We start from the raw sequence: 11525 nt of genomic DNA on the forward strand, positions 1-11525 counted from the left end.
CGGCAAAGCCGGCTATGCCGCCGAGACGCCCGGATAATCAAAAAAATTGGCGCGGGGAGACGTGCGGGCAATAAAGGCGCGCAGATGTGGATGATGCCATCCGTCGGGCCCTATAATGGCTTCGACAGGCGCGAAGAATTCATGGGCGTGCGGGATCTGGCTTGAGGCGAAATTGGCGTAATGCCGGGGGCGCAACGCGTACATCACCCGAATGTCGCGCACGGGCAACGCCAATGGCGACACAGGCGGGCGGCCTAATAGTCCGGTATAATGCCAGCGTGGCATGGAGTTGGTGAGAGAGACCGGTTGCAGCAGCCAGTTGACCGAACAAACCGCCAGCATTGAATGCATGGAAGGCGCGAAGCGCGACCGTTTGTCCAGAAGGTTTTGGTATGAACCGCAGGCTTCGATGGCGAATATATCCACGAATGGATCAGCCTGGGTTCCTCCGAAACAGAACCATAACCCATCCGGATTTGTACGCAGGCGGTTGGAACCGGGCAGTTTCAGATAAGGTTGGTCAGGATCCTGTGGTGCGCCGGGGCGTGCGCGCATCCATGCGCCGGAGGCCCCCATATCGTGATCCGCAAGGCCCGGTGGATGCTGTGGCCAAGTCCGCAACTTTTGGCGAACGAGCGCATCCATCGACGTGAAGCCAACCATCTAGATACTCCTGGGTTTCAATACTAAACCTAAGGTTGAATACTGGCTAAAAACGAATCGGATGCAAGGCTTTTTTATCATTTTTTTAATTTATTTCTCCTGAACCCTTTCAAGAAAACCCGCTCCATTGCGCTTTAATGTATTGATAATAAAAATGACCCGTCCGCCCTGGTTTTTTGTCCCTATCTTTTTCTTTAGTTTAGGGGGGGAGGAAATGCCCCAGTCAAATGGAGATGGGCCACGCCTAATGCAAGTATATGTGGCGCATAGTGCCGAATGGCAGCCTCTATGCTTTGAGCGTGGTGCCAAACATCGCCATGAGGCAAGAAATAAGGGGTTTCATCAGTTACTCGGGCTTGTTTCGTGTCGCACAGGCGCTTGCCATGGTGATACGGCGCATGGTTCTGTCTTGTGCAATTGCCGTCTCGTGGCGGAACAGGGAGTTTGAGGATCGTGACATTTATTCGCCTGCGCCATGGCCTTATGGGCTCGGCCCTGTCTCTTGGGCTGCTCACGGCTTTGTCTGGTTGCATGGTGGGGCCGAATTTCACCGCACCCCGTACCGCGGTACCCAGCGCTTATCTGGATGATTCTCCCACGGGTCACGCGCCTTATGTGTCCGGCGACGCGGTGGATCCGCAATGGTGGAACAGCTTTGACGATCCACTGCTGACCAAGCTGGAGACCATGGCGGTCAAGCAGAATCTCGATTTGCAGATCGCCACGCAGCGCCTGCTTGAGTCCGAGGCGCAAGCCCAGATCGAGGGGGCCAAGCTCTACCCGAATCTGGAAGGAAATGCCGCCTATTCCCGGAACAAGGTCAGCGACAACAGCCCCACCGGCATGTTTGGCGCGGCCTTTCCCGTTGTGACGGAACCATACAACCTGTACCAATACGGGTTGCAGACGATGTTCGACCTCGATCTCTGGGGCAAGAACCGCCGTGCCGTGGAAGCCGCCGTGGCGAATGCCAAGGCTTCGGAGGAGGCGCGCCGCGCCGCGCTGCTGAATGTCGAAGCGGCGGTGGCCACCAACTATATCCAGCTTCGCGGCACGCAGGCCGTTCTGGGCATTACCCAGAAAAACCTGGAATCCGCCAATCAGCTCGTGCAGCTCACGGTTGAGCGCCAGCAGGCGGGGCTGACCACCTCGCTGGATGTCGCCAACGCCAAGGCCACTGCGGCGCAGATCTCCTCGGAAATTCCCAGGCTCATCGCCCAGCGCGATGCGCTGATCGGCCAGATCGGTCTGTTGCTCGGGCAAACGCCGCAGGGCTTGCCGCAAGACCTGCTGACCCCCGTGCCCGTGCCGCTGACCCCACCAACCGTGCCCGTGGGCCTGCCTTCCAGCCTGTTGACCCGCCGGCCGGATATGCGCGAGGCACTGGATAAGCTGCACGCCGCCACCGCCGAGATCGGCGTGGCCAAGGCCGCTTTCTTCCCGGATGTCACGTTGACCGCTTCGGCTTCCCTGGAAGCCATGCAATTCAGCAATCTGAACGAATGGAAGTCGATCACCTATGGTCTCGGCCCGACCGTGACGATCCCCATTTTCGAGGGCGGACAATTGCATGGCCAATTGAATCTGCGCGAAGCCCAGCAAAAGGAAGCCGCCATCAGCTACGCCAAGACGGCGCTGACCGCCTTCACCCAGGTCAATACGGCCCTGGTGAACTATACCCAGGAACACGCAACCCAGCAGGCTCTGCAAACCGATGTGCGGCAAAGCGGAATTGCCCTCGGCTTGGCGGAGGATCAGTACAAGCAGGGCTTGGTCGATTATCTGACAGTGCTGACCGCCCAGCAGGCCTACCTCGCCGCGCAGCAGAACCAGGCGCAGTCGCTTGAGAAGCTGGGCACGGATTTAGTCACGCTCTACCAGGCGCTTGGTGGGGGATGGGAAGGAAGATACTAGGATATTACGTAGTAATCAGTTTTTATACGATTTGGCTTGATTTCGTATTGGTGTCCTTGATGGAAGAGAAGGGTGAAGTTAGAAACAAAAATAGCTTTGAAATTTTTGGTTGGAATAAGTTTCTTTAGCGTAGCTAAGGCTAAAGTCTATCAAGATTCATTGCTTTCTCCTATCGAAAACATTGGGATTTTACAACCACCGGATCCACCGCCTCCGGGAGGGCCATACGTTTATGGACAAATGGGTCCTTCACCTAACTGGTCGATTGCACAATGGAATATACCAGGAGGCCAACTTTCAGCATTTCAGCATTTCACGACAGATAAAGGTATAGAGTGGGTTGCTTCTTCAAGAGAGGCTGAGGTTAGGGTGTTAGGCTCTTCCAAGCATAGGTCTGTTACTCTCTGGCAAGACGGCTCTGTCCTCCCATGCATGACTTTCGCGGGTAGGCCCAGAGAGTCTGATTTGTTTTTAAGTGCCAATAGGGGCGATCTTCATTACCCAAGTGTTCTTGCAATGAACCAAAAAAGAGGAGCTTCGTTAGCATTATCGAGTTTCAATACACTAACGGTTGAAGCTAACATTTTTTTATCGGAAGGGGTTTCTGGAGTCGGAAAAGGATGCGAAGTAAACCAAGGTAGTGCAATAATAGGTATTATTCTAACAAGCGATAGTCATCCTCGTAAGCAGACATTATTTTACAAGATAATATTAGATAAGTTATGTAGACAACACTCAATCAAGGGAACAAACAACTGTTCAGCCACACCAACTTCGCAAAATTACTACGCTAGAAGAAATCCATACGGTGTAAATGATTTTTTGAATCTAGTTGATGGAACCTTGATGTCAGGTCAAGAGGAGCGTCATTTAAATATAAATCTTCTGCCACGATTAATTGTGGCAATACGGAACGGACCGATGGATATGGATAAAAATCTACTCCATTGGAGTGTCACAGGTTTTTATGTTGGGCAAGCTATTTGGGGAAACGTTACTCTTAAGAGTACGTGGAGTAATTTGCGTCTTCTAGCTTGCCGATACCAATGATGAAGTCGAGCTTAAATCGCCAGGCGCCATAAACAACCGTTCTGACTTTTGGCGTTCACTCCAGTGTTGCCCAGGTTCGCGGTAACCATAATATTGATATATGTTAAAACCATGGCTTGAGTTGTTTTCTAGCATCACTATCCCAATTTGGTCTCGGTGTTCTGATTTAAGGCGAGGCGGAGGAGATGATGTGTCAAAAAAAGCTTGAACAAAAACACCTGTACCTGTCAAAGAGTGCAAGCCATAAGAGACATATGATTTTCTTTCATATTCCTGTGCTCTTTGCCGGTAAAGGTTGAAATATATCTTGTTAATAATAACGCCTAGCAAAGCGGATGATTTTCTAGATCCAATAACAGTATTCATAAGATTGAAGTCTGTCGGAAGTTTGACTTGCCATTTTTTCCCGAAAAGTAAAACCTCATATGCAGATAGGTATTCCAGGGTAGCCGCAAGCCTTTCAGCCTTTGCAGGGCCAGTGTGAGCATCAACGTAGAGGCCACCATACTGCCGCAACAGAAGCAAACGTGCCAAATCTGACTTTGCAGCGGGCAAGCGAATCGAATTATATAATCTTCGTTCCTCTTCTGTTTCTATGATTTTAAGAACATCTTGATCAGAAAAAACACGAAAATCAGGATATAGATCGGTCCACGCTTTGGCAGAAGGTGGCTCCAGAATAGCTGGATGTGTCCAGTAAGTGAAGAGCATAGGGTATCTTTTTAAAGGTAACGCCTTAATTCTTGCGTTACAACAGTTTGCGGAACAAGCGACAAATTACTTCACCTTGAGGCTAGCATAAATATACAGGCATGCATATAAAAAGATTGCCATAAGATATAGAAGATTTGGGGCATAGTTCGGATGTCGATAGATAGCTTGAAGTTTGTTAATATAGTGCGCGACCTGTCTGTCGACAAGGGAGCCTTTATCCGTGAACTTGCAGCTACGAATCCCCCGTCACGTAAATACATCATCATGTTCACTGCCCGTTCGGGTAGCACTTGGCTAACTAATGTGCTTTCTGGAACAAAGTTATTAGGGACGCCCGAGGAGTTTATTAACCCGGATTTTGTTCTTGGTGTTGCTCGTTCGCTTAATACAAAAGAACCCGCTCCGTTTCTGGAATTGCTCCAATGTCGTCGTAAATCTCCAAATGGCGTGTTCGGCATGGAGGTGCGTCATATCGATATCGAACTTTTTGGTGAGGATGTTTTTTTTAAAACCTTTGGAGAGAATACCGTTTTTTTTAATTTATGGAGAGAAAATATCGTTGCTCAGGCCGTTTCTCTTTATCGAGCCGTGAGTTCGGGACGTTATCACTCAACGGATAATGCCGCCCCAACTGTTCCTCCCTACGATGCTGACCATATTAATAGGTGGCTCATGCATCTTCATCTGCAAGAGAACGCAAATATCAAACTTCTTGGTAAACGAGGAATTATCTTCGACAATTTGCGCTATGAAACCATGGTTAAAAATCGAGAGACTACGCTAGAACTCTTCTTTGATCGCTTAGGCTTAAAAGACCAGCAAAAAGAGATTGAAACTTTAATCGCCACCGAGTTGCAAAAGGTTGGCGACTGTTGGAATGACGAGACCGAACAGCGTTTTCGCGCAGAAAGAGCTTCAAGCATAGCTGAATTTGAGGATTCTCGCCTAGTTCGGAAATTACCCCCGAAGGATATTGCCATTTAAGTAAGGCCGGCAAAATAAATTGCCGGCCTTACTTTTTACCCCATCGCCACTTTCAAATTCGCGTCCAGCTTGTCCAAGAATTCCTGAGTGGTCATCCAGGGGGCGTTCTTGTCGATCAGCAGGGCCAAATCCTTGGTCATGTAGCCGGCTTCCACCGTCTCCACGCACACCCGTTCCAGCGTTTCGGCGAAGTCCACCACATCCTGCGTTCCGTCGAACCGGCCGCGATAGATCAACCCGCGCGTCCAGGCGAAGATGGAGGCAATCGGGTTGGTCGAGGTCGGGCGGCCCTTCTGGTGTTCGCGGTAATGGCGGGTCACAGTGCCGTGCGCGGCCTCGGACTCAACCACAGAGCCATCCGGGTTCAGCAGCACCGAGGTCATCAGCCCCAGCGAGCCAAAACCCTGCGCCACGATGTCGGACTGCACGTCGCCATCGTAATTCTTGCAGGCCCACACATAGCCGCCGCTCCATTTCAGGGCGCAGGCCACCATGTCGTCGATCAGCCTGTGCTCATAGGTCAGCCCCGCCTTCTGGAACTTCTCCTTGAACTCGCTCTCGAAAACCCGCTCGAACGTATCCTTGAACACGCCGTCATAAGCCTTCAGGATGGTGTTCTTGGTGGAGAGATACACCGGGTAGTTCCTGGCCAGGCCATAATTGAAGCTCGCCCGGGCGAAACCCTTGATGGAGGCCACGGTGTTGAACATGCCCATGGCGACGCCCGCCCCCTTGAAGTCGTGAACATCCATGCTCACGGCCTCACCGCCTTCTGGCGTGAACACCAGTTGCAGCTTGCCAGGGCCCGGCACCTTATAGTCGGTGGCGCGGTAGATATCGCCAAAGGCGTGGCGGCCCACGACAATCGGCTGGGTCCAATGCGGCACCAGGCGGGGCACGTTCTTGCAGATGATCGGCTCGCGGAAAATGGTGCCGTCCACGATATTGCGGATGGTGCCGTTCGGGCTCTTCCACATCTTCTTCAGGTTGAATTCCTGCACCCGCGCCTCGTCCGGGGTGATGGTGGCGCACTTCACGGCCACGCCATATTTCTTGGTGGCGTTGGCGGCGTCCACTGTCACCTGGTCGTCGGTCTGGTCACGATACTCGATCCCAAGGTCATAATATTTCAGGTCGATGTCGAGATAGGGCAGAATCAGCTTCTCTTTGATGAACCCCCAGATGATGCGGGTCATCTCGTCGCCGTCCATTTCCACGACCGGGTTTTTTACCTTGATTTTGGCCATTTCTACTCTCTTTACTCCATGCAGTTCCCATCCAATACCATCACCGCCACGCCATACAACCCTGGCCCGGCGCGGCCCAGCGCATGGACGGGCGCCGCCGCAGGGGCTAGGAGGGGCGGAAGACGCAATTCTGTAAAGCGAGGGGAACATGAGCGGGCGCATTGCCGCGAAAATCGACTGGGCGAGCGACTGGGACCGGGATGCCGCCTTGACCACGGCCAAGCTGCTGCTGGAGATCAAGGCCGTCAATTTCCGGCCGGAAGAGCCCTATACGCTCACCTCCGGCTGGAAATCCCCGGTCTATATCGATTGCCGCAAGATCATCTATTTCCCCCGCGCCCGCGCCAAGATCTGCGATCTCGCGGTGGAGAAGATCAGCCGCCATATCGGTTATGAGACCATCCAGGCCGTGGCCGGCGGCGAGACGGCGGGCATTCCCTTCGCCGCCTGGATCGCCGAGCGCATGCACGCTCCCATGGCCTATGTCCGCAAGAAACCCAAGGGATTTGGCCGAAATGCCCTCATCGAAGGCGACGTGCCCGAAGGGCTGAACACCCTGTTGGTGGAAGATCTCACCACGGATGGTGGCTCCAAGATCCAGTTCTGCAACGCGCTGCGCGAGGCGGGGGCAATCTGCAATCACACGTTCGTGGTGTTCTTCTACGGTGTCTTCCCCGGCTCCTTTGAGACGCTGGAAAGCATGAATATCTCGCTGCATCACCTCTGCACGTGGTGGGATGTTCTGGAAGCCGCCAAATCTCACTCTTATTTCTCCGATGCCGCGCTGGCGGGCGTGCGTAAATTCCTGGAAAATCCCATGGCTTGGTCCGCCGCTCATGGTGGCGTGGCCACCGCGCGGGAAGCTCTGGATTATAAACTCGGCAAGAAAAGCTAGCCTCTTTATGTAGCGGGGCAATGGCGTAATATTACGCCATGCCTTCCGCCGCACAGACTTTCCGCGCCTTGCCACTTCACGGTGCGCCGCTCTGGCTCCTGCGCCTGGAAGGCGCGGTGCTGCTCCTGGCCGCAAGCTGGTTTTATGCCTCTTTTGGCCTGGGCTGGTTGTGGTATCTTGTGCTGTTTCTGGCACCCGACCTGTCCATGCTCTTTTACTTCGCCGGGGTTCGCCTGGGTGCCATCGCCTATAACTTCGCCCATACCACCCTGCCACCCTTCATCCTGGGTGGTGTGGGGGAATTGGCCGGCAACCATACCGCCCTTGCCCTGGCCGCCATCTGGTTCGCCCATATCGGTTTCGACAGAATGCTGGGTTATGGGCTAAAATACGCCACTGGCTTTCAAGACACGCATCTTGGCCGCATCGGGCGGGGAACATGAGGCATCTGCTCATCTTTGGTTTGGGCTATTCAGGGCGCGCCATCGCTCGCACCGCCCAGGCGGCGGGCTGGCAAGTCAGCGCCACCACGCGCGGTGAAGCAAACCCCGAGCCTGGCGTTACGCTTATTCCCTTCACGCGGGCGCAAGAGGCATTGGCCGCCGCCAGCCATGTCATTTCCACCGCCGCGCCGGATGAAACGGGCGACCCGGTCTTGCGCCTTTACCGCCATGCATTGATCGCATCCGCAAATCTGGGCTGGCTCGGCTATCTCTCCACCACCGGTGTCTACGGCGATGCCCAGGGCGCCTGGGTGGATGAGGATAGTCAACCCACTCCAGGTTCCGAGCGCACCAGGCGACGTATCGCCGCCGAGCATGGGTGGGCGTCCCTCGGCAAGCCACTCGCCATTTTCCGTCTGGCTGGCATTTACGGCCCTGGTCGCTCCATGCTGGACGATTTGCGGGCAGGGCAGGGGCGCCATGTGCTCAAGCCGGGCCATCTCTTCGGCCGTATCCACCGGGACGATATTGCCCAGGCCGTCTGCGCGGCACTCGATCGGAAGGCGACAGGCATCTTCAATTTAGTCGATGACGAACCCGCCGCCGCCTCGGATGTGGTGCGGGAAGCCGCCCGTCTGCTTGGCGTCGCTCCACCTCCGCCCATGCCCTATGAACAAGCCGCCAAGCGCATGTCTCCCATGGCGCTCAGCTTCTGGGCGGAAAATCGCAAGGTCTCGGCGCGAAAAACCAAATCCGCTCTGGGGTTGGTCTGGCGTTACCCCACCTACCGTGAAGGACTAGCCGCCATTCTCGCCGAGGAGCGCGCCAACGGTTCCACTTAGCAACGCCAAGTCCTCCGGCGTGGAAAGCCGGTGGTCGCCCGTCTTGATGTAGGTCAGCATGACATCCTCGCTGGCCAGATGCTCCACCAGTTTCAGGCTCTGCGTCCAGGGCACATCGGCGTCCTTCATGCCGTGCAAAATCCGCACGGGGCAGGTCACGGCGATTTCACCGGTCATCACCAGAAACGCCGCGCTGCGTTCCACCAGCGCCAGGGAAAAGGGCAGGGGATCGCCACCATATTGCGAAGGCCGGTAGATTACCCCCTTGTTCCGAACCTCTTCCTTCAGCTCTGGCGGCAGTTCCTGGGACAGCATGGTGGCGGTGAAATCCGGTGCCGGCGCCAGCAGCACCATTCCCTTCAACCTCGCCCCCAGCTTCGGCCCCAGCAGCAGCGAGATCCACCCGCCCATGGAAGAGCCCACCAGCAGCAATTCTCGCCCCGGCGCCATCCGCTCCAATATGAAAGCCGCATCCGCCGCCCAGTCGCCGATGCCGTTCTCGGTAAACACCCCGCCAGATTTTCCATGCCCGGCATAGTCAAAGCGCAACATCGCCCGCCCGCGCGCCTGGCACCATGCTTTCAGCGCCAACGCCTTGGTGCCTTCCATGTCCGAGGCATAGCCAGGGCAGAACATGACCACCGGGCCCTTGCCCTCCAGAAACTCGTAGGCCAGATCGATTCCTGGCAGGCGTGTCGCAAACGGCATAGTCATGAACTCCCAACCCTGGTAGCGCGCAGGCCATGATCGACCGGCCCAGAACGATTCTCCAGGTATTGCCCAAACTCGACGCCGGAGGGGCGGAGCGGGTCGCCATCGAAATCGCCGAAGCCGTCCGCCTGGCTGGGCATCGTTCTATCATCGCCGCCGAGGATGGCCACCTCTCTCCCTTGGCCGCCCGCGCTGGAGTCGAGTTGATTCATCTCGATCTATCTACAAAAAATCCTTTAAAAATATGGAAAAACACAAAAAAACTAAAGCTTATTCTTAAAGAAAACCAAGTGGACCTCGTGCATGCGCATTCCCGCGCCCCGGCTTGGTCCGCTTATCGCGCCGCCAAGTCGGAGGGGGTTTTCTTCGTCACCACCTATCACGGCACTTATGGCGAAAGCAGTCGCTTGAAGAAGCGTTATAATCAGGTCATGGCGGCCGGAGATCGGGTGGTCGCGGTCAGTAACTTCATAGCCGATCTGATTAAGGCAAGATATAATATTGATTTTGAAAAAATTCGCGTCATCCATAATGGTGTGGATTTGAAAAAATTCGACCCGGAAGCCGTGCGTGGTGATCGCGCCGTGCGGCTGGCCAAGGACTGGCGAATTGAAAATGGTGCCCCCGCTATTTTGCTCCCCGCCCGGCTCACGAGTTGGAAAGGCCAGCGCCTTTTTATCCACGCCTTGGCAAAAATGCGGCATGGTGAAGCCGTTGGCATCCTCATCGGCTCAGACCAAGGCCGCCATAAATATACCGAAGAGTTGTTGGCCTTGGCCGAACGGCTCGGCGTCGGTGGCCGGTTGCGCCTCGCCGGTCATGTGGAGGATATGCCTGCGGCCCTAAAACTTGCTGATATTGTGGTAAATTGTTCGACAGAGCCGGAAGCGTTCGGGCGCACCATCATCGAGGCGCAGGCCATGGGTAAGATCGTCGTCGCCGCTGGTCATGGCGGCGCGCATGAAACCATCGAGCCCAATGTCAGCGGTTTTCTCTTTCCTCCCGGTGACGACACGGCCCTGGCCGCGATTTTTGACGCCATTCTGGAAGGCGATGCGGACCTGCGGCTCGCCTTCGGCGCGCATGCGCGAGAGGAGGTCGGGGCACGTTTTTCCCTGGAGGCGATGCAGACGCGCTATCTGCAGCTTTATGCGGAGTTGCTTGGCTGATGCGCGTGCTGGTCATCCGCCATGGTGCCTTTGGCGACATTGTGCTGAGCTTTGCCGCCTTCGCCGCCATCCGCGAACATCACAGGCGAGACGAGATCACCCTCCTCACCACCCGGGCCTATGCGGGGCTGCTGGGTGCCAGCCCCTGGTTCGACAAAATCGAGATCGACGAAAAACCGGATTGGTGGAACCTGCCCGGCCTTTTACGCCTGAAACGCCAGCTCTCCGGCTTTGGCATGGTCTATGATTTGCAAACCTCGGGCCGTTCCAGCCGTTATTTCTCCTTGGCGGGGCGCCCCCCCTGGTCTGGCATCGCACGCGGCTGCGCCTTTCCCGATGCCGCGAACCGGGGAACATTGCACAGCCGCGAGCGATTGGAGCAGCAGCTTGGTCTTGCCAATTTGCCGGCCCCCTTGCCGCCACCTGATCTTTCATGGCTCAGCGGTGATATTTCTGGCCTGCGGCTTCCTCCCCGCTATGTCATTCTCGTGCCCGGCGCGGCGCCGCACCGCCCTGAAAAGCGCTTTCCGGCGGAGAAATTCCGGGAAATCGCACAGTCTTTGCAACATCCCGCCGTCATCGTCGGCACCGCCGGCGAAACCCATCTGGCGGACCTCATCGGCGGCATCGACCTTACCGGCAAGACCGACTTCTTCCAACTCGCCTCGGTTTTCCGTGGCGCCACCCTGGCCATTGGCAACGACACTGGTCCCATGCACCTTGCCGCCGCACTGGGCGTTCCCTGCATCTCCCTCTTCTCCGCCGCGTCGGAGCCCGCCCGCACCGCGCCCCGCTATCCGGATGGCGGCTGGCCGGTCATTCTGCGCGCGCCAACCCTGCAAGAGCTGCCGGTTGCGCAAGTGCTGGCCCACCTGCCATAACGCCGCCCGACT

The 11525-nt window shown here is 55.8% G+C and carries 12 protein-coding genes; 8 read left to right on the top strand and 4 right to left on the bottom strand.

The window, feature by feature from the left end; translation table 11 throughout:
- Positions 1-12: 12 nt before the first annotated feature.
- Complete coding sequence (locus AB7D48_RS07470) at positions 13-555, bottom strand: hypothetical protein (protein ID WP_427977195.1); 543 nt, start codon at positions 553-555, stop codon at positions 13-15.
- 561 nt (positions 556-1116) lie between these two features.
- On the opposite strand from AB7D48_RS07470, the gene AB7D48_RS07475 reads away from it, so the two are divergent.
- On the top strand, positions 1117-2577 hold the full coding sequence (locus AB7D48_RS07475) for an efflux transporter outer membrane subunit (protein WP_427977198.1): 1461 nt from the start codon (positions 1117-1119) through the stop codon (positions 2575-2577).
- 72 nt (positions 2578-2649) lie between these two features.
- Positions 2650-3627 (top strand): hypothetical protein, encoded by a 978-nt coding sequence (locus AB7D48_RS07480; protein WP_427977201.1) that lies wholly within the window; start codon positions 2650-2652, stop codon positions 3625-3627.
- Here AB7D48_RS07480 and AB7D48_RS07485 read toward each other — a convergent pair.
- A complete protein-coding gene (locus AB7D48_RS07485; protein WP_427977204.1) occupies positions 3607-4338 on the bottom strand; it encodes a glycosyltransferase in 732 nt (243 codons plus the stop codon). The genes AB7D48_RS07480 and AB7D48_RS07485 overlap by 21 nt on opposite strands.
- Positions 4339-4491: 153 nt before the next feature.
- Here AB7D48_RS07485 and AB7D48_RS07490 point away from each other — a divergent pair, with 153 nt between their 5' ends.
- Positions 4492-5325, top strand: a complete 834-nt coding sequence (locus AB7D48_RS07490) for a Stf0 family sulfotransferase (protein ID WP_427977206.1) — start codon at positions 4492-4494, stop codon at positions 5323-5325.
- A gap of 35 nt (positions 5326-5360) precedes the next feature.
- Here the strand turns inward: AB7D48_RS07490 and AB7D48_RS07495 are convergent, their stop codons facing one another.
- Complete coding sequence (locus tag AB7D48_RS07495) at positions 5361-6572, bottom strand: NADP-dependent isocitrate dehydrogenase (RefSeq protein ID WP_427977209.1); 1212 nt, start codon at positions 6570-6572, stop codon at positions 5361-5363.
- A gap of 148 nt (positions 6573-6720) precedes the next feature.
- On the opposite strand from AB7D48_RS07495, the gene AB7D48_RS07500 reads away from it, so the two are divergent.
- From AB7D48_RS07500 to AB7D48_RS07510, 3 genes are read left to right on the top strand one after another with little or no spacing between them, the layout of a single operon-like run.
- On the top strand, positions 6721-7467 hold the full coding sequence (locus AB7D48_RS07500) for an orotate phosphoribosyltransferase (protein WP_427977212.1): 747 nt from the start codon (positions 6721-6723) through the stop codon (positions 7465-7467).
- Between the two features lie 38 nt (positions 7468-7505).
- A complete protein-coding gene (locus AB7D48_RS07505) occupies positions 7506-7910 on the top strand; it encodes a DUF4260 domain-containing protein (protein ID WP_427977214.1) in 405 nt (134 codons plus the stop codon).
- A complete protein-coding gene (locus tag AB7D48_RS07510) occupies positions 7907-8752 on the top strand; it encodes an SDR family oxidoreductase (RefSeq protein WP_427977217.1) in 846 nt (281 codons plus the stop codon). The genes AB7D48_RS07505 and AB7D48_RS07510 overlap by 4 nt, the downstream gene beginning before the upstream one ends.
- Here AB7D48_RS07510 and AB7D48_RS07515 read toward each other — a convergent pair.
- Positions 8708-9466 (bottom strand): alpha/beta hydrolase, encoded by a 759-nt coding sequence (locus AB7D48_RS07515; protein ID WP_427977220.1) that lies wholly within the window; start codon positions 9464-9466, stop codon positions 8708-8710. The genes AB7D48_RS07510 and AB7D48_RS07515 overlap by 45 nt on opposite strands.
- A gap of 29 nt (positions 9467-9495) precedes the next feature.
- Between AB7D48_RS07515 and AB7D48_RS07520 the strand changes: the two genes are divergently transcribed.
- Complete coding sequence (locus AB7D48_RS07520; protein ID WP_427977223.1) at positions 9496-10632, top strand: glycosyltransferase family 4 protein; 1137 nt, start codon at positions 9496-9498, stop codon at positions 10630-10632.
- Positions 10632-11513 (top strand): glycosyltransferase family 9 protein, encoded by an 882-nt coding sequence (locus tag AB7D48_RS07525; protein ID WP_427977225.1) that lies wholly within the window; start codon positions 10632-10634, stop codon positions 11511-11513. Before AB7D48_RS07520 ends, AB7D48_RS07525 begins: the two co-directional genes overlap by 1 nt.
- Positions 11514-11525 lie beyond the last annotated feature (12 nt).

Source organism: Acidocella sp. (assembly GCF_050253495.1).
GTDB lineage: Bacteria > Pseudomonadota > Alphaproteobacteria > Acetobacterales > Acetobacteraceae > Acidocella.